This window comes from Lysinibacillus agricola, from assembly GCF_016638705.1.
Classification (GTDB): domain Bacteria; phylum Bacillota; class Bacilli; order Bacillales_A; family Planococcaceae; genus Lysinibacillus; species Lysinibacillus agricola.
Window position 1 is genome coordinate 4967696 of the sequence record NZ_CP067341.1, and the last position, 25384, is coordinate 4993079.

Below are 25384 nucleotides of genomic sequence, written 5' to 3' on the forward strand. Positions count from 1 at the left end.
TCATAGATTTTTTCTAAAAGATATAAAAAATAGATTAAACTCACTTTACTGGAATCGTGACAATAGCAGATGATTCAACTTCCATATCTGGCATTTTCAAAGTATGAATAATTGGTTTTCCTGCATTTGTCTGATATGATACTTGATATTTATTTGGTCCGATTGCATGAACAAAATCTGTGATTAGGCTTTCGCCTGATTCTGACTTAACATCAAAAGGTATTAGATTTTCATTATAAGGGAAATGACTATCGACATAGAAAGACAGAGTAGCTTCGTGTCCCTTATTTGTCACATCAGTGATGACAATATCACCCATCTCACCTTGTGATATTCGTTGCGGTAATGTATCAGCAAGTGGGACAATTAAATCTTTACGTTCATGAACTAATGGGAAGAAATAGTAAGCTATCTTTATTTCAGTAATATCTTTATTTAAGGGCTCTATTAAGTACAGATATGTTGTACTTTTGTCATCGCCACTTCCTGATTGATCCAATACTGTCAGTGGAGTTCCGTTTTGGTCCATTATTGTAGCATTTAAAACCCCAGCCTCTTCGGAGAACAATTTCTCCATAGTAGCAGCAAATTCCACATTTATCTTTGTCGATGTTGTTGAAGCCTCCACACTTTCTACACCAAACGAGATGCCAGTAACTTTCCCTGATTGACCAGCTACTAATTTATGACTGTCATTTTTTACTTTTTTGATAGGTGTAGAGAATACCCATTCTCCTTCTGTTGATCCTACTTGTAAAAATTTTAATGTTACATCAAATTCATCGGGTAATTCTTCATTGATAGGAAATTCCCATAAACCACGAAATCCATCTTGATCTTCTAAGACCCGTAAACTTTCACCCGTATTGAGTTCTCTCCCATTAACATACAAAAAGCCTGGTGCGATATCCATATATTCTGGCATTGAAAAAATGACATTCAAACGTGCGCCATCATATACAACCTCTTCTACTGTAATAGCTATGCCGTTACTAGTTACCGTTTTATTTAATTTCACCTTATTGTCATCAGAAAGCGCCGTTTGTAGTCCTTTATCATGTTCTACGATATTATACATAAAGCCAATAAGTGGCACATCCGCAAGTACACTTGCCATTTTAGGAGAGATAAAACCAGAACCCAATATCAAAGCTACACTTGCGACACTAGAAACAATTGCAGTCTTCCATACTTTTTTGCTTTTTTTCTTTTCTGAGTGCATTCCTTTTTCAATTGCTTGATCAAGCTTTTCTAATGGTACGTCGATGTTATTTATTACTTCTTTAATATCGTTCTCCATAAAGCTCACCCTCCTTATTAAGACATTTTTTTAGCTGCTGGATACCTCTATGCACATTCGTTTTGACTGTCCCCTCTGGACATCCTAATAAATCTGCAATTTCTTTAATTTGCAAATCTCGATAATACTTCAATAAAATAACGGTTTTATATTTTTCATCTAACTGTTCAATGGCTTGCAATAAATCTAGCTTTTCATCGTTAGTTGAAATTTGCCCTTGCTCTGGCTGTTGTTCAAGAGGAACAATCTTTTGATTTTTACGTAGCATTTCTAATGCCGTATTAATCAAAATTCTCATCAGCCAAGTGGCAAAATACTGCTCCTCTTTCACTGTATGGATATTGGCATACGCCCTTGCTATCGTCTCCTGTACAACATCTAATGCATCATTTTCATTTTTCGTATAAATATAGGCCATCTTATATAGCTTTACTTTTTCATCCTGTAAGAGCTCTATAAAGGCTTGGTTATTCCCTTTTTTCGCCTTTGACAATAATGACTTCGCTTGCAATTTTTTCACCATCCTTTCTTGTTCCTATATGTTAGATGTTGTAGATATGTAAATCGTTTCAATAAAATGAAAAAACATAGACATAAAAAAACCCTCCATTAGAAAGCTTATCTAAAGGAGGATAATTTGTGCCATAATCAGCATTACTTTCCCTGATAAATCCTTTCTCCCGACCTCTCCTAATGCAATAGTTGTTATTGATCCCTGCAATTTATGTCATTCAACCTTTTAAGGATTAATCTAATTTCACGTTTATCGTAAAATAAGAGAAGTAAATTCTTTCAATACTAGCATAATGACTTTTGTTTATTTATCATTGTTAGATATAAGTGATCCAAACAGGAGGTGTAACCATTTGGAAGAAAAAAAATATTCAATAGGTGAAACAGCTAAAATGATAGGATCCACGATAAAGACAGTCCGTTACTATGACGAAATCGGATTGCTGAAACCTACAAGTTATACTGAAGGTGGCCATCGATTGTACACGGTTGAAGATATATGGCGCCTTGAAATGATTACAAACCTGCGTTATCTGGATTTCGGAATTGATGAAATAGGCAAAATAATATCTGAAGAAATATCAGTTGATAAAGCACTTGACTGGCAAATTGAATCTATGGAAACACAGGTTAATACGCTTATGGATATGATTTCGATTCTGCGTCAAGCAAAGGAACATGACGGGGATTCATTGCAGTATATTCATGACTTAGTAAGCGCACGAACAATAAATGCCGCACAGAAAAAACAATTTATCGATAAAAAATTGAAGGAATCCCAATTATTAATTGGCATTCCTAAAGAGTGGAGAGATTCGTTTTTTTATTATTTCGACAAATATATTATTAACCAAGTGAAAGGCTCCGCCAAACAAACAGCTGCTTGGCATGAATTACAGGAGCTCATAAATGATCCTCAGTTTATAAAAGACTTGAAAAATACTGAATTTCTGTACTTTAATATTGTTCATCAGTCAAAATATAATGCTACAACATTGGTCAGAAAGCTGGAGAACATCCAGGATCGATTGAATAAGGCGTTGAAGCAAAAATTGCCTGCCAACAGTCCGATTGTACAGACCATTATCGATGACACTGCTAGGCTGTATGCGAATTCACAGCAATTGGACAATAAAGAAGATCACTTCCGCTACTTTGCAGAATATATTCAAAAAACCAAAACTAAACGACTCGAACGATGCGAAACGTTATGTGCTATTCTAAGCCCACAATACTACCAACTCTCAAAAGCCAATCAATTACTATTTCAAGGAATAGAATGGCGGCTTGAACATATGGAAGAATCATAAAACGAATAATCGAGGGCTAAACACCCTCAACTATTCGTTTTGGTAGTCAACCTTTCAGTAATGTAAACTCTGGATGTTCGCCTATATTTTGCTCCAATAGTTTGAATGGCTGTTGCTTCAAATAATGATCGAAGAAATCCAATGAATAATCGTTAATTAGTCGGTATGCCTTTTGGATGTCGACCCCTTCCATCCGTTCATAAAGCGGTGAAAACAGGTATAAATCGGAGAAGCCCATATGCTTCATATCTTTAATTTTCATCCAATAGTTCCCTCCCACAGATACATACTCGTACCGTGGCAAAGTTTCCTTTACAAACTCGATGAGCTCCTTACCATCCGTTTCCTTCGCCTCTCTGATTGTGTCATCGGCACTCATCATCATAAACGGCTTCTTCAGCCCCTCCACAGGAACTCGGAGTTTTCCATATAAAACACCGTCCATATTAAGAGCTGCTTTTATTCTTGAATCTGTCATTAGCATTTGGGTACTTGTTGCTCCACCAAAGGAATGACCAAACATACCTACATTCTCCATATCCATTCGACCTGTAAAACGGTTTTCAGGATCATTCTGGGCCAACTGCTCTACTTGATCCAGCACAAATTTAGCATCTTCTACCCAACCTTCATTTGCTTTATCCAAATATGCAATTGATTCAGTTTTTTGCGGCACATAATTTGCTACACGACCATCAGCAAAGACTGAAGTCGTGCTACTGTAAGTGTGATCTATACCTACCACGATATAGCCTTGACTGACTAATTGCTCAATTTGAAAAGTGTTCTGATTTTTATGTCCACTAAAACCATGAGAGAACAGGAGCACCGGATAGGTTGTTTCCTGATTAGAAATCTCAGCGTTCTCAATAGCATGTGTTTTGACATAACCAAAATTTGTGAATAAAAACTTCGGTAAATTCAGGATTTTACTATATCCCTCTGCAAAAACATCAGAATCGGAAATATAAGGAGCCGTATTACCTTTAGTAGTCGTATCAGCAGGATACCAGATTTGTACCATTATTTCGCGTTTGTCACCAGGCTCCGGTGTGAAAGTCTCTTCCCTTTGTGTATCCACCCAATCGTAGGTGACTGTTCCAATTTTGTACGGACCCACTGGCTTTTCAAAAGTAAGTACCGGAAGCACGATAGGCAGACTAACTGCTACAGCAGAATAAAGTACAGCTAATGTTGAATTTAGAACAACGCGTGATCGGCGCATATGTGATTGTTGTTTTTTTTGATCATTTGGGTTAAAAAAGTACCTTATCACAACAACGACGATAAAAAATAATGTCATCAAATAGGTCGGTATCATTTGCCACCGCATACCTTCTATGACCCCATGGACAAGCAGAAATAGAATAGACATACCACCACCTATCAGCACCCCCTGCTGCGACTTGTTTCTACCGAAAACTAACCAACCTAGTAAAACAATATTGAAGATGATATAAAACAATTCAATAGACCTCATAATAAAAACCTCCTTGTTTTTTTGTTCTTGCCGATTCAAGTCAAAGTGTATTACCTCCTGTAAGAGGAGAATCAACACTTAATACAAAAAAACACTGACATTTTTTATAATTGTCCCCTACTTTACAAATTTGAGATCGTTTATGTTTAATGATTGAGAAGTTATAAAGGATTACCGTTATAATAGTAAGAATGGTTACTATGTATTTCACGGCTTTGTATAGGCTATAATAAGTTATTTTAGAAGTTAGGAGAGGGCAACATGGATTCCTATGAAGTATCGACATTAAAAAAGGGCCTTTTGATTTTAGATGTATTACGTCAAAAGCATTCTCTTACATTAACTGAGATTATGGAAGAATTATCTATGAATAAGACATCCGTTTTCCGCATGCTTTATACACTAGAAAAAATGAATTATGTTATTAAATATAATAAGTATTATCAATTAAATCCGCATATTTTTAGGGATGAGCACTTATATTGGCATAAAGATATCCAATGGACGTCTCTCGTAGCGCCCTATCAATTAGCCCGGCAAGAAGAAATAACTACTTATATTGGTATTTTGGAAGATTGTGAGATGGTGATAAAAAATGTGATTAGGGAGCCTTTTGAACAACCTGATTTTCACGCCATCGATACCCGAACACCCATGCATTCAAGCGCACTTGGAAAAGTAGTATTAGCTCATCTGTCACCTAAAAAACAACGTGAAATATTAAATAGTATTGAACTTAATACATTTACAACAAAAACCTTCTATGACTATGGTCTATTGATTCCGCACTTACAGGTCATTAAAGCACAAGGATATGCTGTTGATAATGAAGAAACGAATCTAGGCAAATGGTGTATTGCCGTCCCGATTTATGTGAATGAAGAAGTCATTGGTGCAATTGCTTTGCATGGTTCTACGGAAAAAATTAAGAAAACTGCCATTCGCTCGTTCGTAAAAAAATTAGTAAATGCAAGCCAGCAATTGACGGAAGAAATTCATTATCTTTTAGCATAATGTTAATTTCGCAATTAAAGTGCTTTTGTTTCTATATATGAAACTACAACTATGCATGTTGGTAAAATAATTTTTTTACTCTATGCTGATTACAGAAAAGCGAGGAGGTAGAAATATGAAATTTCATACATTAAAAAAAACGAATATCACTATTTCAGAAATTGGTCTTGGGACGAATGCTGTAGGTGGACATAACTTATTTGAAAACTTAAATGAACAAGATGGGAAAGAGCTAGTCTCAGCTGCACTTGACTTAGGGATAACTTTTATTGATACAGCAGACATTTATGGAAAAGGGCGTTCAGAAGAACTTGTTGGCGAAGTATTAAAAAAATACTCAAGGGAAGATTTCGTTTTAGCAACAAAGGGCGGTAGACATTGGTTTGAGGATGGTTCAGTAAAAACAGATAATCATCCGCACTATCTACGTGGTGCATTCGAAAATAGCTTGAAACGACTACAAATGGATTATGTAGATCTTTACTATCTACACTTCCCGGATAACGAAACTCCTCTTGCGGAGTCGATTGGTGAATTATCACGCTTAAAAGAAGAAGGAAAGATCCGAGCAATAGGCATTTCAAACGTAACCTTAGATCAACTTATAGAGGCTAATGTGCATAATGATATTTCTGTCTTACAATCTCCTTACAATATGTTAAATCGTTCAGCAGAACAAGATTTATTGCCTTATTGTATAAAAAATGATATTTCATTTATTCCATATGGTCCACTTGCATATGGCCTACTTGGTGGTAAGTATACAAAAGACTTTAAATTAGGTACAGGAGACTGGCGAATTTCAGATCCTTTATTCCAAGACGAATTATTTGAACAAACATTAGTAAAAGTAGATGCACTAAAGGAAATTGCGAAAGAAAAGCAAACAACATTACCAAATCTAGCGCTTGCATGGTTATTAGCTCAAGATGGCGTCGATGCAGTAATTCCAGGTGGGAAACATAAAAAACAAGTGGCTGCCAATGTCGAAGCAACCGATGTGCTATTAACAAAAGAAGATTTAGTAAATATAGAAGGAATTTTATTATAGTTTTAGAATCAAGTAAAAATGCGAAAATGCTGTTAAATCAACATTTTCGCATTTTATATTTTATTCAGGACGTTCTAATGCAAAAATATCTCCAATTTTTGCGTAATTTGAGCCAGCTAGTCTGCTAACTGCTTTTAGTTTTCTTGGATCAATGCGCCCTTCATTATAAATGGTCTCATCTATATGATATTGTACGACTTCACCAATAAACAAATCACCTGTCTGTTCGTCACCATTCATTAAAGGAATCGTCTGTACTAAACGGCATTCCATTCGAACCTTTGCCTCTTGAATACCTGGTACAGATATCAGTTGGCTATCGATTAATGTAAATTGTGCTCGATCAATTTCACTTTCAGTTACAGGTAAGGAAGCTGCCGTTTCATTCACCTGCTTAACATTATCCTCATCTACAATATGCACAACAAATTGTTGCTGATGATGAATATGGCGAGCGGTATCTTTAAAGCGTCCATTTGGTCTTTGAACGGCTAGAGAAATCATCGGTGGATTAGAAGACACGATATTAAAAAAACTAAAAGGTGCACCATTGATGATCCCTTGCTCTGACTTCGTCGTAACAAAGGCAATAGGTCTCGGAATAATACTGCCAATCAATAACTTATAATTTTCGCGCTCTGTATTTTTCTTAGGATCAATTGAAATCAAACGTCCCATCTCCTTTAATCTAGTGCACGCACTTCGATTGGAATTAATGTTCTTTCCAATTGTTCACGATGCTGTTCGTATTGAGATGGTAACATTAATTGGCTACCCATTGTCTCAGGTGTCTCATCATGAGCGAATCCAGGTGGATCTGTCGCAATTTCAAATAAAATCTCACCGGGTTCGCGGAAATAAATCGCATTAAAATAATTACGATCTTTCACTTCGGTTACATGTTGTCCATGATTCATTACATACTCTTGCCATTCTAGGTGATCCACATTATCCTGTGCTCTCCAGGCAATATGATGAACTGTTCCAACGCCCATTTGACCGCGCATACCAGGAACAACTTTTAAATCTACCGTATTGCCAATATCTGCGCTGGATTTGTAACGAGTATACTCGCCTTCTGTTGCTACTTTTTCAAGACCCATAACTTCAGTTAATACCTTTGCTGTCTCTTCTGGGTGACTTGAATACAGTGTTGCACCGCCAAACCCTTTAATGGCAACCTCAGGAGTTACTTCACCAAATGTCCATTCATTCAATTCGCCTTCTGCACGTGCAACTAATTCAATATGAAGTCCGTGTGGATCATCAAATTGTAATACTTGTTCACCAAAGCGTTCAGCTTTTTGGAATGGAATAGTGAATTTTGCAAGACGATTAATCCAAAATGGTAGTGTTCCTTCTGGTACAACATAAGTAGTTACGCCAACTTGGCCATCACCAATACGTCCTTGATAAGCATTTGCCCATGGAAAGAATGTAATAATTGTACCAGGTTTACCACCTTTGTTACCGAAGTAAAGATGATATGTGCCAGGATCATCGAAGTTTACTGTTTGTTTAACTAAACGCAAGCCTAATACACCAGCATAAAAATCAATATTTTCTTGTGGATGCCCTACAATGGCTGTGATATGGTGAATACCCGCAGTATGTTTTTTCATGTTAACAAGCCCCTTCATGACTAAATGTATTTTCTCACCTATACTTTACCCAATACCGTTCTAGCTAAATCTTTGAATACGATTACCGAATTGTATATAAAGCTTTTGACCAAGGAATTACTTGATCTAACATTTGGTTAACAGAATCTGTTTGCACTGCTTTTGGTTTAAAATCAGTACCATTTTCAAAGTCTGTGAATAGTGACAATGCTGGATGTACACGGACATCTGCAATTAAAAGCTCACCCATAATACCACGTAAATGCTCAGCTGCACGTGCACCACCTACAGACCCATAAGAAACAATCCCCGCAGCTTTGTTATTCCATTCTTCACGTAAATAATCTAGTGCATTTTTTAGAGCACCTGTAATAGAATGATTGTACTCTTGTACGATAAATACAAACCCATCTTGTTTTGCAATAATTTCTGACCAAGCTTGAGCGCCTGAAGCATCTTGCCCTGGTTCACCTAGTAAAGGTAATTTGTAATCTGCGATATCAATAATTGTATAATTAGCATCGCCTCGTTGATCTGCGATTTCTTTTACCCATTGTGCTACTTGTGGACTTACTCGACCTTCACGTGTTGATCCGATAATAATTCCGATATTTAATTCTGCCATTGTTTTTTCCTCCTCTTTTTTTGAAGCAAATAATTTATTTAAAAAACCCATTATGATTACCTCCCTGTGATGTAAAAAAACTTTCTACATGGATTAAAAGGTTCGAATTCATTTATCTTGAATTTAGTTATCTTGAATTCGAGATAATAATAACACGATGGTTTAATTAACGTCAACATGTTTGTTTAATGTTTTTTAAAAAAGTAGAGATGTTATAGTATCAACATCTCTGCTTCAGCTTGTAGATAAAAAAATAACTATAAAATAATGCGTATCAATAAACAAAGGTTGATTTTCACTCCGAGTTGGCGCTTTCCGCGGGCTTGGCTTCAATCTCCTCGTCACTACGTTCCTGCGGGGCTTTCTGCGCAAGCTCATCCCGCAGGAGTCGCCACTCTCCGTGAAAAATCAACAGCTCCTCATGAATAGACAAACTGACCTAAAATAGTAATATAGCTATAATTAACATGATAAGAATATCCATCCTAAATAGGTTTGTTTATTTTTCATCCAAGGTAAGTCTCTTCTTGAAGAGAAAAACTAGACGTTTCGATACTTCACATAAAATGCTGGATGTCAGGGTCTTGCTTACCATATAGCTATTTGCAATCCGGGTAGCGTTTGTCTAAAGACTTAGCAGAAATTGTTTTGATATCAACATTTCATAGCTTTTTCTTAAATTCTCATAAACCTGTGATTTTAGATACCTGTATTGACTATCATTCGTATCTTGAAAAGCTTCTTCCCTGTTTGAACGAACATCCTGATATTCAGGGTTGTATGTAAATTGTTCTTGTGTAAGATCCTTTCTTTCCCCATCTAGGATATTGTAGAAATGCCAGCCTTCATCAAGCCACGTTTTATAAATTTCGCCTCCAAGAATATCATTTACAACTAATGTAGTGACTCCGCATTGTCCTTTTCTACCTTTCCTTTATTTTAAAAAGGTACATCATCCATCTTAATAGGAGTTATTCTGCCTAAAGTCCAATCGTCTTTAATTGCACTATATAGGATGCTATCAGTTATAGTACCATCTGCATTTTCCCAGGCATTTCTTAAATAGCCCTCTTTCACAAAGCCAGCTTTCGTAAAGCATTTTCTCATACCAATATTATCAACTCTTGTATAGCCTTCGATACGAATCTTACCTTTTTCTCCAAACAAGTAATCTTGTAACCAAAGGAGTGTCTTTACTCCGTATCCTTTTCCTCTATAACGTGCATCTAAACGCATATCAAATAATGGGATTGTATCGCTTATGTCATGAATGATGATAATCCCTACCTTTTCATCATTATCAATTATCCAATATGTTTCGCGATCGCTGTGATAGTATCCTTCTGCATACCCTTTTCGAACGGACTCCTCTTTCACATTTTGATCAGTATGATAAATCCACTTGTTTTGAGTTAATAATTCCACTAAATCTTCAATTTCATCTACTAAAAGTTTATATTCCATACATACCATCCTCCAATGAATAATATCGGGCTCATCTCCATAACGTAGAGTTGATTTCCGTTCCGGCTGGGCGCTTTGTTGCTGCCGCTACGCTTTCGCACAGATAAAACATTTGTTGCTGCCGCTACGCTTTCGCACAGATAAAACATTTGCCGCTGACGCTTCGCTTTCGCGCAGAGCAAAGCTTCCTGGAGGCGTCGGGGCAACAAATGTTTTCTGTGCGAAAGCGCAGTGCAACGTAGCGGCAGCAACAGGATGTTGGTCACGAAGGCGTTATCACAGGAGGTGATGGTTTTAGCCTTCGTTCCTCTATTGCTGATCCCCAAGGAGTCGCCAGCCGGAACGAAAATCAACTTATATACAGGACATACGTTTTAATAAATGCTATCCCAAAGCAAAAGGGACTAGAAAGAGTAAAAGGGGCTATAAACTGAATAGCCCCTTTCCATATACTTAAAATTACTTCGGAACAGAACTACAATGGCCTGACACGATAATTAGACGCTCACCATTCTGTTTCCAAACACGTGAATAACACATTTCATCTTCAATTGGTTCTGTGCCGAATGTTCCTTTTAGGGTAGCCCTTGTCACTGTCACGGCCGAATTCTCTAATAGAATTATTTTTTGATCTAAAAAATTGATTGTTGTAAAACTCAGTATCCCAGAACGATACGCTTCAATATCCGCTTCCTTCGTTAAGATTTGTCCGAAGTGATTTACAAAAATAAGGTTATCATCAATAAGTTCTTCCAGAGCTTTGACATCTCCATTTAGCATCGCTTGTCGCAGGCGTTCTTCATATTCGATAATGAATTCTCTTTTCATGTTAAAACCACCCTTTCACACTATTAGTTATATTTCCATTATTATAGCCCTTTATTTCATAACTCCCTATACAAAACCATTTAAGAGAATTTATTTTATATTTAAATCATCCTATTAAGAGCCGCATCTTCCATCCTATGATTAAGGATATCCAATTTAATTCGTTAGGCTATGTTGATTGCCGACCGCTTTGGATTAAGTAGTGAAAGAGTAAATCATTATGTGTTAAGTATTGTATGTTACTTTTAAAGTCTATGTTCTCTCGAATAGTTTTCACAACAAATATCATATTCTTTATAGAAGTGTATATTTTTGTTAAATTCACTTCATGGATTAACAGTTATGGCTATGAAATTATGGAGGAAAATTTTTTTGGAGGAAATAGGTGAAAACAACAATGAAAACAACTCCAATATATAAAACTATATTAGTATGTTTATTATTAATTCCGTTCTATCTATTTCAACCAGTCTCACAAATCTCCGTAGAATCCGCAGAACAAGACGTTAAGAGTACTATAGATAAGTATGTTGAAAACTTTTTAAAAGAGCAGCGAATTCCTGGGGCATCTATTGCTATTGTTCATAAAAATGTTATCTTTTATTCCAAATCATGGGGCGTAACGGGAGAATCTGAAGAAAAGGTAACTGCTGAAACTCCATTTGTACTCGGCTCTATTAGTAAATCACTAACGGGCTTAGCCATCATGCGATTGGTTGATGCAGGTATTATTCAATTAGATGATCCAGTTCAAAAGCATATGCCGTGGTTTACCCTGAAAGATAAACAAGCCGCTTCTCAAATAACGATTAAACATTTACTTACCCAAACAAGTGGGATAAGTACTTATTCTGGCTTACCTATATCGGACAAGGAATCTAATGATTTGAGTGCTATAAAGGAAAATGTAGAAAGTTTATCGAACGTTAAGTTGACGGCTGCACCTGGAGAAAAGCATCAGTATAGTAATGCTAACTTTTCTATTCTTGGCGCTCTCATCGAAGAGGTGACCAATCAAACATTTTCTGAATATATGGAGGAACAGGTTTTTTCTTCATTAGGAATGAAAAATGCAGCCGCTAATAGTAGCATGGCCTATGAAAAAGGATACTTATCTGGCTATCAATCATGGCTTGGTCATCCTGTAAAAAGCGCAGTCACCTATGATAATGGAGGGGCACCATATGGATATATAACGGCAAGTGCAACAGATATAGTGCAGTACATTAAACTTCTTAGTCAACATGAGCATAATAATTTTTTAAGTAAAAATGCGATGAACCTTTATATATCGCCTTTTGTTCAAACTAGTAAATATCGATATTACGGCCTTGGTGTACGCATCTCATATACAGATTCTAAAGAAGAAATGATTTGGCATTCTGGTTCAAATCCTGACGCACGCTCAGAAGTATTTTATATACCAGAAACCGATTGGGGCGGTGTGATTCTCACTAACAAAAGTCATATATTTGAGGAAAAGTCACTTCTTTACTTGAAACAAGGGATTATAGATATTTTAAATGGAAAAGAGCCCGTTGACGCACCTAAATATAAGCCAACATTTCAAATCACAATAATTGCTATAATATGTTTACTCTTCGTGATGATTATTTATATTTTAATAAAGGTTAAAGTTAAAAAAGTGAATAAAAGAGGCGTGTCGCGTATATTCGGTTTTATACTTTTAGTTTTTGGCCATTATCTCAATTCCATTATTAAGCTATAGTATAGAAACACCTTGGCGCACCATTAGATATTTTGCTCCTGATATTGCATTTTTGACTATAATAGTAGTTACCCTTTTAACATTGAATGGCTTATTATCTATATATATTTCATTTAAACGGCGACAAAAAAGACAACTTCTCTAAGTAAGAGTTGTCTTTTTTTATTATGCTTGTATTATCGGGAAAAAAGCTAAATTGATTATTCCTTGCCCTGTCCGTATCCTGCTTCCGAGGCCTCAGCGTCTGCTTTAGTAGCATGTACAGTACCAAATGGATGATTAGGAGGAGCGTAGATCGAATACAGTTTTAGTGGCATATTCCCTGTATTTGTGACGTTATGCCATGTTCCAGCAGGCACCATTATAGCAAAGTTATCATAGACCTTTCTTTCAAAATTTAAATTGTCTTTACTAGGACCCATTTGAGCAAGTCCCTCGCCCTGTTCAATATATAGAAATTGATCAACATCTGGGTGTATCTCCAAACCAATATCTTCGCCAACATTAATACTCATTAAAGTGACCTGCAATTTCTTTCCTGTCCACAGAGCAGTGCGATACGTATCGTTTTGCTTAGCTGCATTTTCAAGGTTGATGACAAGTGGCTGGGCTCCATAATCTTTTAATACATTGCTTCCTCCATTGGAAGAACGAGAAGGGTCAGCTCTATTCGCATACCCTATCTGGTTAGGATGAGTCCAATAAACAGGCTGATCTCCATAGTTATACATCGGCATATTTCCATAATAAGGAACGTAGTACATTTTCTCAATCCTCTCACAGATGATAAGATTATCCTATGCAACTTGTTGAGGGAATGTACTTAAATTCAATCTAATTAGCAGTAAGAAATCTAAACTAGATCAAGCGCTAGCTCCTCTATTTCTTTTATCGATTTCATAAAATGCACCCTTTAATGAATTAATGAAGCTCTTAAGTTGGTTACTCCGTTTTCTAAATAACCCTTTAAGCAGGTTAATGTATACACCCAACCTTCTTTTTGCCCCATCATTTTTGCTACTACTTCTGGATCATCTTCCTTTAGTCCTGATTCAACTACTTCAATAATTGTATTTGAATCATCCTCTATAAATGTAATTGTAACCACCGTTCCCTCTCCATGTTCTTCTCCCCAAGTGAACACAATAGTCCTATTAACCTCGATATCAAGCACAGTAATAACACCCTTTGCATTGTACTCATCATATCTTAAAGCAATCTTTTTTCCTTTTTCCCATTTATCTGAACTACTTGAGAACCAAAAAAATTCCCTGATTTTTTTCTGGAGATACTATAGCTTCAAATACCTCATTGGCAGGCTTATGAATTTTTAATTTGGTCCTTACATGAGTATCCATCATTTATCATCCTCCTTTTTTAATTAAACTTCCTCTAAATTTCCCCATTCAACACTTTTTAATTCGTTATTAGTAAGGTTACATTTTGAATATGTAGTGTAAAATAAGGTACGATTCTCCAAAAACTAAAAGAGCTCTAGCAGCTTTAAGTTCTTAGATCGTACTTCCACATAGCTGTTTAATAGCAGCTTCATCAACAATTTCTTCCATTCGGCCTTTTCCGTGATAAAAGGGCATACTAACAATTATAGATTTATCACAAACGAACATTAACAAAAAGTATATAAAATGAATGGAACTTGATATAGTATGTACTTAGGGAAAATTCAAATTGTTATGGTGGTGTGTATATGAAGAAGTACATTATAGATATTTTAATGATTATGATTGGGGCGCTGCTTTTTGCGCTTGCTGTAAACTTATTTGTTATTCCTAATGATTTAGGTGAAGGTGGCGTAACAGGTATAACAATTATCGCGTATTATCTGTTTGGATGGTCGCCAAGTATTGTGAGCTTTGGTCTAAACGCAGCTTTATTAGTAGTTGGCTATAAATTTTTAAGTAGGCAAACGACTATTTATACGATTATTGCAGTAACCCTCCATTCACTCTTTTTACATTTAACAGAATCGTGGTCGATTTCTTCAAATGAAATTATTGTGAATGCTATTTTTGCAGGGGTGTTTGCTGGAGTTGGTATAGGCTTAATTATAAGAGTTGGTGGAACAACAGCAGGTTCAACAATCTTAGCTAGAATGACGAACAAATATTTAGGCTGGAGTATTAGTTACGGTTTATTGTTTTTTGATTTAATTGTTGCTTTTTCATCTTACTTTATTATCGGAGCAGAAGCATTAATGCTTACTGTCATTATGCTTTATGTCGGAACGAAGGTGATGGAGTTTGTTATTGAAGGTGTAAATCCCAAAAAGGCAGTTACGATTATTTCGAAAAAACCAGAAGAGATTGCCAGTCATGTGAATGGTTTTATGAATCGAGGCGTGACGGTCCTATCAGGCCATGGCTATTATACGAAGGAACAAAAAGAAATTCTGTATATTGTCATTAGTAAACAGGAAGTTGTAAAACTAAAGAAAATCGTCAAAGAAATAGACGCGGATGCCTTTATTGCTATTCACGATGTAAGAGATGTATTCGGCCATGGATTTATTGAATTATCTAAGGCTTAATTAAACAATTGAGAAAACACCTTTTGTTGGAAATGGGTTTAATCCCATATCAACATTAAAGGTGTTTTTTTATTGAACTTTTAGCTACTCATACTTCAATGATCCCCATTTCACCTAACCTATAAGGAAGTTTCAATAATCTTATCTAAAAGTTGTGTATAAGACATTCCTGCCGAGGATGCGCTTTTTGGGAGTAAGCTGTTTTTTGTCATCCCTGGCAACGTGTTAACCTCCATGACATATGGGATTCCATCCTTGAGCATCATATCGATTCGGGCATAAACACTACACTTTAATGCTTTATAGCAACCTTTTGCTGCTTCGGCAACTCGTTCATGTACAGCAGGTGGAAGTTCTATAATCTCCTCTATCGTAGCAGCATCCTCATATTTTGCCTTATAGTCAAAGAACTGCGCTGTATGGCGAATCGAAATAATCGGTAATAGCTCCCCGTTCAAAATGGAGCATGTTATTTCTTCACCTTTTATATATTTCTCAATAATGATTTCAGAATCCCATTTGAATACTTCCGCAACCGATGTTAGTAAGGCATCTTTATCATAAACTATTTTTACTCCAACACTTGAGCCACCCGAATTTGGTTTTACTACTAACGGGTATCCCATTTTGTCTAAATCCTCTAATTGAAGCTCCTCGCCATTCGAAAAATGTAGCCAATCTGGTGTTTCGATGTCCTCATAACGTAGAATTTTTTTCGAAACATTTTTATCCATACAAATACTGCTTGAAAGTATACCACTACCTGTATATGGAACACCCATAGTCTCTAGTACACCTTGAATCGTGCCATCCTCTCCAAACTTGCCATGTAGTGCTAATAACGCAATATCGATATCTTTTACCTTTTCAAAAAGCTCTGCCGTATTATTTTCATTTAGTTTAATAGCTACCGCTTCGTATTTACCCTTATCTAAATGAGCAATCATTTCTTCCCCTGTCATAATAGAGACCTGCTTTTCCGAAGAAACGCCCCCCATAATAACGCCAACTTTCATAATTTCAACTCCCCATTTCATTTTTCAAGGTATCACCAATAATCTTAATACCGCGCACAATATCCTCTTCTTTTAGTCGAGAAAATCCTAATCGAAATGTGTTACTGCCTTCGCCATTGCTGTAAAAAACATCCCCAGGATAAAAAACAACTCCTCTTTGATAACACTTTTCCAAAAGCGTACGAGCATTAATTCCTTCTTCTAGCTCAATAAAGAGATGGAGTCCCCCATCACCGGTCATTCTTTTAAAAGGAATGTATTGCTTGCAAGCTTGACGAGCTAGTTCATATTTTTTCTTATAGACGGATCTAGCCTTTTTCAAATATTTTTCAAAATACCCGTCCTGCAAATATTGATAAAGCACAGCCTGATCTAGTGTTGATGTATGAATAGTACGTGCTCTTTTCAAACTTTCCAAACAGTCGATGAGCTCCTTATCTGCTAATATCCACCCAACGCGTAAGCCAGGAAAAAGAATTTTTGAAAAGCTACTAATATAAATAACATTGTTACCCGCACCGATAAAAGTCATTAACGGCGCTAAATGGGAGCCTGAATAACGTAATTCCTCATTAAAGCCATCTTCCACAATCGGAATTTGATATTTTGAAAAAAGCTTAATAATGTCAGCTCTTTTTTCAGAGGATGTAACAATGCCAGTTGGATTATGATAAGACGGGATTAAATAGGCAAAATCAAATTCCTTTTCCGATAAACTTTTCTCAACTTGTTCAATATCGATACCGTCATCTTTCATGTCGATTCCGTGGATATCAAATCCATGTAAGCGAAAAAGCTTTAATGCAGCATGATGAGTAGGATTTTCGCAAATAACACGTCCGGATTTTTTAGCTAAGGAAGATAATAAAATATCCAATCCTTCGGTAAAGCCATTCGTGATCAAAATATCCTTATTGGAAATATCTATACCTTTCCTTTCCATATAGTGAAGAAGGTAATCGATTAAAGGTTTATAGCCCTTTGCGTATCCGTAATTCAAAACGATATCTCCTTCAAGGGACATACGGGTCAGAAAGGCTCTTTTAAAATTTTCCACATCAAAAAGCTTTTCTTCGGGGGCTACACTATTGAAGGAAATCATGCCTTTTTCCCAGTGAATGTCTTGCTTCATTAAATCTAATTCATCAGCTAACAAGGTAACGTTATTAAGCCTTTCCTTCCAATTAAATTCGATGGATGCAGCTTTCAACGTTTCGACTTTCCCGACAAAATTCCCCTTTCCTTTCACTGCATAGATGATGCCCTCTTGCTCTAAATCTGCATATGCATTCAGTATCGTATTTCTACTGACCGATAATAATTTACTAAGTTCACGGGTAGATGGAAGCTTCTGATGCTCCAGCAAGTGTCCCTTCATAATCATTTCTTGCAAATAATCTTTTATTTGAATATAAACTGGACGATTATTTAAAAGCTTAAAATCATTAAACACTTCCTTGACCCCCTTACTTTATTTTTGCATAACTTCACTAACCTCAAAAGGTCCACAGTATATGTATTTTCCCTTCATAGTGGTATGGTTTCTAGCTACCCAAAAATGCAACCCTTCAAAATGAAGAATTGCACCTATTATATGCTAATGACTATTTTAATTCTTGATCATGAATCGTTGTATATTTAATAAATTCTGATTGAATTCTTTCTAAATATTCATCATCTTCATATAGTCCTATGAGTTGAAAGGCTTTCTCCAAGAAAATTGTTGAGTCATTGTAACCAAGATGGAAATGACAAATAGCTTTTCTTGAAAAATGTAGAGCTAGTATATGGTAATTCATTTTTCTTTTATACTGACTTAATGAATCATTAATAATAGAAAGGGCTGTAGAATAGTCTTCGCTCATTATTACTAACAGTGACAAATTAATATTAAACGCAGATTTTAATAAATCTGTATCTCTAAAACTATTATATTTGTTTAATCTTTTTAAGACATTTTGTGTAAATTCTATTGCTATATCTGTTGGAAATAGAAATAAAACCGTGTTGATCAAACGAATATCACTTAAATACCACTGATCATATTTTGAAATACGCTCCCAAATGGGCTTAATAATCTCTTTTGCTTCATTAAAATTTTCCTGATTTAATTGTATGAGCGCTTCACAAATAAGTCGAATCTCTTTAATCTCTAAATCATTTTCAATTTGTAAATATTCAGCTGTTTTAACTTTTAAAAGGGTTAGTTTTTCTATATCATTATGATTTAGAAAAAAAAATTGTTGTACAATATCTTTTTTCTTTCGGTAAATACGCTCATTATGAATATATTCAAATTCTTCTAGGGAAATATTTAATTTATTTAATAATTTTATATATTTTTCAACGTCTATATCAATTCTACCTGCCTCATATTTTGAATATGTACTTTGAGATATAATCCCTTTTGACAGGATTAGTTGACTAAACCCTTTATTTTTTCGAATCTCTTTTAAAGTTCTTCCTCTATTCATAATATTCACCTCGCATAATATTGTATATGTAGAATACTTCGGAGCATTTTAGTATTTATCCTTTATATCTAACGAAAAAACATTAATTTATTATCATTTATCTGGATTATTGTAGCAATATGATGACTTAAGAAAATCAATATTAGCCTCCCATTCATACAACGTAAAGTTATTCAATCTTCAACTCAATTTCAAGTTTGAAATCGAGTTTTTTCTTATATGGTTTTGAAATATAAATGCTTAGCGATTGTTTAGATTTTGTACTTGTTAGTGAGCTTGTATTATATTTTTATTCAGAATTTGAAAATATACTTTGAGATACAATTTTAAATAGTTTTCTCGCTACCCTAATCCATTCACCCCCTAAATATTCTTTTCAGAATATTTCGTTAAATTATAACATTTTTCGTTTATATTTAAGAAAAAGGGAGGTGAAACAAATATGAATTTATTATCAATTCTATCTTTCATCTGGATAATTGTAGGGGTGTGATTACATGAGAAAAACAATATTAACTCTCACTATCGCAGTAGTATTTTTAATATCCCTTGTAATTTATTATTCAAAATCAGATGCTGATGGAAGTTCAAATAATGATTCCATCGATGAAGAATTTGATTTTTCTAGTTTTAATAAAATCAATGAGAAAATTACTGATGAATTTACTTTTCCAGGTTATGAGGAAATATTAGGTGAAAAAGGGGATATTGTCGTTGTACCAGTTAGTATTACAGGTAAAGATGAAAGCTTAGGTAAACAAGGCCTCTATCAAAGAAATAAAAAGTATGTTTATAAAAATCCAGAAAAAGGTGTAGTTATAATTTTAAGTATTAGCGCGGCTGCAAGTAAATCCAACAATACATGGGAACACAGTATTTATTATACAGAGGATTTATTTAATCCTCAAAGTGGTGATTTATCTAAAACTTATCATGATAATTATCCTTCATCAGAGGTAGCACAGTACAGTTTTTTGGGTAATGGTTATGCAATATCCGTACTTGGTATCTCTAATAACTTAACAAATCAAGAAGTTTTTACATTGAGTGAAACAGCTAAATTTGTAGATGCCTTAAGTCCTATTACGGATACACCATATTCTAAATAATTTACTGTAAATTATTAATTTGGAAGGAGAGAGATTTATGAAACTTAATAAGGTATTATCTTTAATGATTGTAGGAGCAATATTAGGTATTGGTGGAGTTAGTGTTTATGCAAATGCTGATACTGATGCTGTACAGGGCGATGCTATTGAATCAAATGCAGATGCTATTGAACCAGATGCTGTACAGAGCGATGCTATTGAAAACATTCAAGTAAGATCACAAAATTTGGTTATTTCTGACGTGAATATCAGTCAAAGTAATGGTACTTATGAAAGAACTTGGTCACAACCAAAAGGTTGGAAGTATTATAGATTTTATGTTAAAAATGCTACAGGGACAAAGGTGAAAGTTCAAATTCAACAGAATGGTTACACTCAAGATTATAATTTATCTGCTAATGCATCTAACGTATGGACTCAATCAGCAGCTGTTGCTGGTGATCATAAAATAATAGTATCAACATCTGATGGTAGAAAATTTAAAGGTGATGTTTCTGTCAGATTAGCTGATGCTCCTTTTTAGCTTCACAACCTTTAACAGTATGATATAAAAACTGCGTCATAACTCATATTCTTAAGTTACGAGCAGTTTTTAATTTTCAATACAAACTATTTCACTTGTGTTACCATCCCTTCTTTTTACCCGGTGAGTACTAGAGGAATGGTGATACATGTACCTAACCTCAAAGCCTTTTATTCACAACATCTTAGCTTTTTGAATAATCATTTGGATAAAAGGCTCTTTTTCCTTTGTATATGTCGATCGATCGAATCGATATTTAGACGCTAATTGATTTTTTAATACCGCATATTCATTTGCTGCTTGGGGATATGATCTAAGGTAATCACGGAAAAGTAATTTTTCAGTCCATTCATTACTGTTGTATTCACAAATATGTAAATGGATTGTTCCCTGCCCCCACAATCCCTTTCTAAAAAATTTTCTATCCTTAAACTTTATTTTCGGAACATATTCATAGTCAATTTCCCTTAAAGCATCTATGAAGCTCGGCACTTCATCTAAACTCTGTACACCAACAAGAATATCAATAATTGGTTTCGCTTTTAGTCTCTTTATCGATGTACTTCCGATATGCTCAATACGAATAGCACTATCACCTAAAGCTTTTTCAATTCCTTTTTGTTCAACTTCATATTGTTGTTCCCAATTTGGATTATATTCGGAAAGTTGAACCTTAATCTTCCTCATTAGCTTCTCTCCTCATAAATTCTTTTTAAATAAACCTACTAAAAATCCTTCTAAACCGAAAAACTGCTCTTCATCAGACATGGCTATCATTTTCCGTATTTCAATTTCTTCAAATGATTGAAACACTTCTTTTAGTTGATTTTTTGTATACCCTAGTCCGCCTTCTAAGCTACGTTTTATATAAACTTCTTCATCTGAAATGGCAGAACCACCATATACACCATGTTCCTCAAATGTGCATAAAGCGAAGTAACCATTAGGCTTTAATAATTTATGAATCATTTCAATATACGTCACAAGACGATGAGGGGCTATGTAGTGAAAACAGCCTGAATCATATACAAAATCAAAGCTCTCTTCTTGTAAATTCAACTCAAAAATATTGGCACAAATTAATTCTACACTTACGTTTGCTTCATCAACCCTTTTTTGCGCCCATTGCAATGCTTTATCCGATAAATCGACACCAACAACTGAACAACCTTGTTTTGCTAAGTAAATGGCATTTCGCCCTGCACCACAACCTAGCTCCAAAACCTTATTTGGACGGATCGTCTTTTTTTCAAAATAGCTTACTAAATTTCCATCAGGCTTATTAACAAAAAAGGTACCTTTTTGAATGTTTGATCATAAAATTCATTCCAAAATTTCTGTGGTTCACATAATAAATTATCTAATACAACTAGCAATTGTTCATTTGAATTGACTAACATTTTACGCCCCCCCATTTACACTTATCGCATTTTCAAGAGACGAAATATTCTTTCTCTTTATTATAAAGCAAAGATGCGCGGTACTGGGAATGAATCGACTCCATTTCTAAAAAGGGATATTTCTGCATTTTTAAATGAAATATTATAATTATGGATATTTTCTCTAATTCAATTACACTAAACATAAGATAAAGTGAAACTTTAATCGACGGGGGGCTTCTTCACCCTCCACCAATTGTTACTGCCTGTTACTACAGGAAAACAGAAAGGAGTTGCAAAATGGAAGAAATCTTGACGATTACGAATTTGACGAAGAGTTATGGTAGCAAAGAAATATTAAAAGGAATCGACTTGCACGTATCAAGAGGAGAAATAATTGGCTATATCGGTCCGAACGGCGCGGGTAAAAGTACAACTGTTAAAATTATTTTAGGGCTTGAGGGCGATTACGGTGGAGAAATTAAGCTTTTCGGAGAGAATATCGGACAGGATCAAATTGAATATAAACGAAAAATTGGCTATGTACCTGAAATAGCAGATGTTTATGATAATTTAACTGGTTATGAGTATTTAACCTTTATCGGCCAGCTGTATGGACTTGAATTAGAAGTCGCTGCTGATAAATCAAAATCCTTAATGGAATTATTCGGTGTTGGAGAAGCGTATCATGCAAGAATATCTTCTTATTCAAAAGGAATGCGGCAAAAACTGCTGATTATCGCCAGCCTTATACATAATCCAGATCTTCTGTTCTTGGATGAACCAATTAATGGGCTGGATGCGAATAGTGTAATGATCTTCAAGGAGATTTTGACTCAATTGGCTGCCCAAGGAAAAACGATATTTTATTCCTCTCATATCATGGATGTTGTCGAAAAAATCAGTAGTCGCATCATCCTGTTGAATGATGGAAAAATCGCTGCCGACGGGACATTTGCTCAACTACAGGCAGACAATACTGAAGGAACTCTGGAAAGAATTTTCAACCAATTGACAGGCTTCCATGATCATCAGGAAATTGGTGAGAAATTCGTTTCTATTGTACAAGAGGTATGATCATGAAAGATTTCAAAATCCTACAAGTGCTTGATAAAATTCAATTTATCTTTGTGAAAATGGGTGTCGATTACGAAATCATGCGAAAGATCCTCCATATTAAACTAACAATGGATGAACGCAAAGTACCAACAATATTTAACCAAGCATCCAATAAAAACAAGGAAGAGCAAAAATACGGCTACATCAAATCTTTATGGATTTATGTTTTATTTGGGCTTATGTTAATTCCTTTTATGGGATTTGGTCAAAACTATCTTTTCCAGATGAGTATTGCTTATGCCATGATTATTTTTATCATCATGACAACATTGATTTCTGATTTTTCTTCCGTACTTTTGGATGTACGGGACAGAAGCATTCTCTCGACCAAGCCTATCTCTGCTAGAACGATCAATGCGGCCAAGTTTATGCATATTTTCATCTACTTAACGTATTTAACGATTGCTTTTACAGCCATCTCCCTAGTCGTTGGCCTATTCAGACAAGGAATTGTATTCTTTATTTTAACGTTGCTCTTACTAGTTTTAATTAATATTTTTATTGTTGTTTTAACGGCTGTTTTATATATTGCTATTTTAAGATTCTTTGATGGAGAAAAGCTGAAAGATATCATCAATTATGTACAAATTGGCTTATCCTTAATGCTGATGATTGGCTATCAAGTTCTTATTAGATCCTTTGAATTCGTCAATTTTGATATGGTTGTAACATTTCATTGGTGGAGTGTTTTTCTCATTCCTATGTGGTTTGCCGCTCCTTATGAGTTACTGCTAAACGGTGACGTCTCTTTATTTACAGTGATATTCAGTATTTTGGCTGTCGTCATGCCAATCATCTCGATATGGCTTTACCTAAAGCTAATTCCAACCTTTGAACGTAATCTGCAAAAACTATTAAACACAAGCAAATCGAAAAAAGAAAAGAACAATCGACTTAAAACGCTTTTGTTAAAAACCATTTGTAGAACGAATGAAGAAAGAGCTTTCTACCGCTTCGCCTCCCTTATGATGAAACAGGAGCGAGAGTTTAAACTAAAAGTATATCCATCTTTAGGATTTTCTTTTGTCATTCCATTTATTTTTATGTTTTCTTTTTCAAGGTCCGAAGCTATTGATTATACCGTTAGCATGAGTTATTTAAATATTTATTTCAGCATGCTAATTATTCCGTCAGCTGTGCTTTTGCTCGGATATTCGGGAAAATATAAAGCCGCTTGGATCTATAAAGTCTTTCCAATCAAAGATTATACAGACTTGAAAAAAGGTAGCTTAAAAGCATTTTTGATTAAGTTGTATAGTCCGTTATATATTGTTCTAAGTATCATTTTCTGCTTCATTTATGGTACGAGAATTATCCCAGATTTACTGAGTGTTTTAGTGGCAAGCTGCATGTACACCGTCATTTGTTACATCGGCATGGGAAGCAAGATTCCTTTCACAAAGCCCTATAATGAAGTTGGCGATGCCCAGAGCTGGAAAACTGTTATATTGCTTATCCCATTAGGTGTTCTGGCTGGACTGCATTACTTCCTGACAGCTCATGTTTCTTATGGGGCAATCATTTACTTACTCGTGCTTGTCATCACGAATTTCGTTCTATGGAAGCTTGCGTTTAAGCGTACAAAAACGGTTTGAGCCTGAGCTCAAGCCGTTTTATTTTAAAAAGCTTTTCTCTCATATATAAAAATAGACAATAACCACGACCCAATATATAAAATAATAACCGTAATGCTAGCTATAAAATACATTTGCGTTTCTTGTAAAGTCAAGAATCTCTGCATTAATTCTCCTAATTTACTATTGAAATTAGGAATAAAAAATTTAATTGTTAACAAATAGATACCAAATAAAGCACCTGAAGCAATCAGTAAATATTGCGTTTTAAATTTATAGGAAAATGGAAACATGAATGACATAGCGATCATAACAAGACCAATAATAAGCAGCATTTCTTTCCATATAAACAAGGTCTCTTTTCCATTTAAGAAGAAATTGCCAATATAAATGATGAATATAAATATTGTTGTAAATATCAGTGCACCTATATATTTTGAGCTAACAATTTCCTTTCGCGTATACGGTAGCGAAAGGAGCAGAATATTAACGTTGTCTTTTTCATCGTAAGCGAAAGCATTTAGTATAAATATTACACTATACAGAAATCCCAAAAATATTTGGGGGGATGTACCTGCCAATAAGTAGATTATTATAGTAGCAATGTAAAATAAAATTAATTTCTTCTGTATTAAAACATCCTTAAGTATTAGGTTAATCATACAATTACCACCCTTTTTTCGTATAATGCATCTATCTTCGAGCG

The 25384-nt window shown here is 35.0% G+C and carries 26 protein-coding genes and 2 pseudogenes; 9 read left to right on the forward strand and 19 right to left on the reverse strand.

The window, feature by feature from the left end; all coding sequences use genetic code 11:
- Positions 1-40: 40 nt before the first annotated feature.
- Entirely contained in the window at positions 41-1300 is a 1260-nt protein-coding gene (locus tag FJQ98_RS24845; protein WP_053593823.1) for a DUF4179 domain-containing protein, read from the reverse strand.
- The gene (locus FJQ98_RS24850) at positions 1284-1823 is read right to left on the reverse strand and encodes a sigma-70 family RNA polymerase sigma factor (RefSeq protein WP_053593822.1); all 540 of its coding nucleotides are present in this window, start codon (positions 1821-1823) and stop codon (positions 1284-1286) included. Before FJQ98_RS24850 ends, FJQ98_RS24845 begins: the two co-directional genes overlap by 17 nt.
- A gap of 343 nt (positions 1824-2166) precedes the next feature.
- On the opposite strand from FJQ98_RS24850, the gene FJQ98_RS24855 reads away from it, so the two are divergent.
- Positions 2167-3123 carry a MerR family transcriptional regulator gene (locus FJQ98_RS24855; RefSeq protein WP_241774526.1) on the forward strand — a complete coding sequence of 319 codons (957 nt, stop codon included), beginning with the start codon at positions 2167-2169 and terminating at the stop codon, positions 3121-3123.
- Positions 3124-3169: 46 nt separating this feature from the next.
- Here FJQ98_RS24855 and FJQ98_RS24860 read toward each other — a convergent pair whose 3' ends face one another.
- A complete protein-coding gene (locus FJQ98_RS24860) occupies positions 3170-4603 on the reverse strand; it encodes an alpha/beta hydrolase family protein (protein ID WP_053593821.1) in 1434 nt (477 codons plus the stop codon).
- A 261-nt stretch (positions 4604-4864) separates the two neighbouring features.
- Here FJQ98_RS24860 and FJQ98_RS24865 point away from each other — a divergent pair, with 261 nt between their 5' ends.
- Together FJQ98_RS24865 and FJQ98_RS24870 are read left to right on the forward strand one after the other, a co-directional pair.
- Positions 4865-5617, forward strand: a complete 753-nt coding sequence (locus tag FJQ98_RS24865; protein WP_053593820.1) for an IclR family transcriptional regulator — start codon at positions 4865-4867, stop codon at positions 5615-5617.
- Between the two features lie 115 nt (positions 5618-5732).
- Entirely contained in the window at positions 5733-6668 is a 936-nt protein-coding gene (locus FJQ98_RS24870) for an aldo/keto reductase (RefSeq protein WP_053593819.1), read from the forward strand.
- Positions 6669-6728: 60 nt separating this feature from the next.
- Here FJQ98_RS24870 and FJQ98_RS24875 read toward each other — a convergent pair whose 3' ends face one another.
- From FJQ98_RS24875 to FJQ98_RS24900, 7 genes and pseudogenes are all read right to left on the reverse strand, one after another.
- Positions 6729-7337 (reverse strand): flavin reductase family protein, encoded by a 609-nt coding sequence (locus FJQ98_RS24875; RefSeq protein ID WP_053593818.1) that lies wholly within the window; start codon positions 7335-7337, stop codon positions 6729-6731.
- Positions 7338-7351: 14 nt separating this feature from the next.
- The gene (locus tag FJQ98_RS24880) at positions 7352-8290 is read right to left on the reverse strand and encodes a ring-cleaving dioxygenase (RefSeq protein WP_198926856.1); all 939 of its coding nucleotides are present in this window, start codon (positions 8288-8290) and stop codon (positions 7352-7354) included.
- A gap of 82 nt (positions 8291-8372) precedes the next feature.
- Complete coding sequence (locus FJQ98_RS24885; protein ID WP_053593816.1) at positions 8373-8966, reverse strand: NADPH-dependent FMN reductase; 594 nt, start codon at positions 8964-8966, stop codon at positions 8373-8375.
- 574 nt (positions 8967-9540) lie between these two features.
- Positions 9541-9837 (reverse strand): annotated as a pseudogene (locus FJQ98_RS27070) (YunG family protein); the annotation flags it as partial.
- A gap of 17 nt (positions 9838-9854) precedes the next feature.
- On the reverse strand, positions 9855-10379 hold the full coding sequence (locus tag FJQ98_RS24890; protein WP_053593815.1) for a GNAT family N-acetyltransferase: 525 nt from the start codon (positions 10377-10379) through the stop codon (positions 9855-9857).
- Positions 10361-10585 (reverse strand): hypothetical protein, encoded by a 225-nt coding sequence (locus FJQ98_RS24895; RefSeq protein ID WP_143114667.1) that lies wholly within the window; start codon positions 10583-10585, stop codon positions 10361-10363. Before FJQ98_RS24895 ends, FJQ98_RS24890 begins: the two co-directional genes overlap by 19 nt.
- 253 nt (positions 10586-10838) lie before the next feature.
- Positions 10839-11207 carry a nuclear transport factor 2 family protein gene (locus tag FJQ98_RS24900; protein WP_053593814.1) on the reverse strand — a complete coding sequence of 123 codons (369 nt, stop codon included), beginning with the start codon at positions 11205-11207 and terminating at the stop codon, positions 10839-10841.
- 397 nt (positions 11208-11604) lie between these two features.
- On the opposite strand from FJQ98_RS24900, the pseudogene FJQ98_RS24905 reads away from it, so the two are divergent.
- A pseudogene (locus tag FJQ98_RS24905) lies at positions 11605-13081 on the forward strand (serine hydrolase domain-containing protein).
- A gap of 55 nt (positions 13082-13136) precedes the next feature.
- On the opposite strand, the gene FJQ98_RS24910 reads toward FJQ98_RS24905, so the two are convergent.
- Together FJQ98_RS24910 and FJQ98_RS24915 are read right to left on the reverse strand one after the other, a co-directional pair.
- Complete coding sequence (locus tag FJQ98_RS24910; protein ID WP_053593813.1) at positions 13137-13700, reverse strand: cupin domain-containing protein; 564 nt, start codon at positions 13698-13700, stop codon at positions 13137-13139.
- Positions 13701-13849: 149 nt separating this feature from the next.
- The gene (locus FJQ98_RS24915) at positions 13850-14212 is read right to left on the reverse strand and encodes an SRPBCC domain-containing protein (protein WP_425492711.1); all 363 of its coding nucleotides are present in this window, start codon (positions 14210-14212) and stop codon (positions 13850-13852) included.
- 432 nt (positions 14213-14644) lie between these two features.
- Between FJQ98_RS24915 and FJQ98_RS24920 the strand changes: the two genes are divergently transcribed.
- The gene (locus tag FJQ98_RS24920; protein WP_201406578.1) at positions 14645-15484 is read left to right on the forward strand and encodes a YitT family protein; all 840 of its coding nucleotides are present in this window, start codon (positions 14645-14647) and stop codon (positions 15482-15484) included.
- A 119-nt stretch (positions 15485-15603) separates the two neighbouring features.
- Here FJQ98_RS24920 and FJQ98_RS24925 read toward each other — a convergent pair whose 3' ends face one another.
- The 3 genes from FJQ98_RS24925 to FJQ98_RS24935 all read right to left on the reverse strand — a co-directional run bounded on the left by FJQ98_RS24925 (position 15604) and on the right by FJQ98_RS24935 (position 18974).
- Complete coding sequence (locus FJQ98_RS24925) at positions 15604-16500, reverse strand: D-alanine--D-alanine ligase (protein WP_053594028.1); 897 nt, start codon at positions 16498-16500, stop codon at positions 15604-15606.
- Between the two features lie 4 nt (positions 16501-16504).
- Positions 16505-17953 (reverse strand): MocR-like pyridoxine biosynthesis transcription factor PdxR, encoded by a 1449-nt coding sequence (pdxR, locus tag FJQ98_RS24930; RefSeq protein ID WP_053593811.1) that lies wholly within the window; start codon positions 17951-17953, stop codon positions 16505-16507.
- A gap of 151 nt (positions 17954-18104) precedes the next feature.
- On the reverse strand, positions 18105-18974 hold the full coding sequence (locus tag FJQ98_RS24935) for a helix-turn-helix domain-containing protein (protein ID WP_053593810.1): 870 nt from the start codon (positions 18972-18974) through the stop codon (positions 18105-18107).
- A 497-nt stretch (positions 18975-19471) separates the two neighbouring features.
- On the opposite strand from FJQ98_RS24935, the gene FJQ98_RS24940 reads away from it, so the two are divergent.
- A complete protein-coding gene (locus FJQ98_RS24940; RefSeq protein ID WP_053593809.1) occupies positions 19472-20083 on the forward strand; it encodes a hypothetical protein in 612 nt (203 codons plus the stop codon).
- A gap of 37 nt (positions 20084-20120) precedes the next feature.
- On the forward strand, positions 20121-20606 hold the full coding sequence (locus FJQ98_RS24945) for a hypothetical protein (protein WP_053593808.1): 486 nt from the start codon (positions 20121-20123) through the stop codon (positions 20604-20606).
- Between the two features lie 174 nt (positions 20607-20780).
- On the opposite strand, the gene FJQ98_RS24950 is transcribed toward FJQ98_RS24945, so the two are convergent.
- Genes FJQ98_RS24950 through FJQ98_RS27445 form a run of 3 tightly spaced genes read right to left on the reverse strand, consistent with a single transcriptional unit; the run spans position 20781 to position 22006 of the window.
- Entirely contained in the window at positions 20781-21293 is a 513-nt protein-coding gene (locus FJQ98_RS24950) for a GrpB family protein (protein WP_053593807.1), read from the reverse strand.
- A 12-nt stretch (positions 21294-21305) separates the two neighbouring features.
- Positions 21306-21827, reverse strand: coding sequence for a class I SAM-dependent methyltransferase (locus tag FJQ98_RS24955; protein ID WP_343069229.1), 522 nt, complete (start codon positions 21825-21827; stop codon positions 21306-21308).
- 41 nt (positions 21828-21868) lie between these two features.
- Positions 21869-22006 carry a hypothetical protein gene (locus tag FJQ98_RS27445; protein WP_343069230.1) on the reverse strand — a complete coding sequence of 46 codons (138 nt, stop codon included), beginning with the start codon at positions 22004-22006 and terminating at the stop codon, positions 21869-21871.
- 279 nt (positions 22007-22285) lie between these two features.
- Here FJQ98_RS27445 and FJQ98_RS24960 point away from each other — a divergent pair, with 279 nt between their 5' ends.
- Together FJQ98_RS24960 and FJQ98_RS24965 are read left to right on the forward strand one after the other, a co-directional pair.
- Positions 22286-23062, forward strand: a complete 777-nt coding sequence (locus FJQ98_RS24960; protein WP_053593806.1) for an ABC transporter ATP-binding protein — start codon at positions 22286-22288, stop codon at positions 23060-23062.
- Between the two features lie 2 nt (positions 23063-23064).
- Entirely contained in the window at positions 23065-24699 is a 1635-nt protein-coding gene (locus FJQ98_RS24965; protein ID WP_053593805.1) for a hypothetical protein, read from the forward strand.
- A 23-nt stretch (positions 24700-24722) separates the two neighbouring features.
- On the opposite strand, the gene FJQ98_RS24970 is transcribed toward FJQ98_RS24965, so the two are convergent.
- The gene (locus FJQ98_RS24970; protein ID WP_053593804.1) at positions 24723-25340 is read right to left on the reverse strand and encodes an ABC-2 transporter permease; all 618 of its coding nucleotides are present in this window, start codon (positions 25338-25340) and stop codon (positions 24723-24725) included.
- Positions 25341-25384 lie beyond the last annotated feature (44 nt).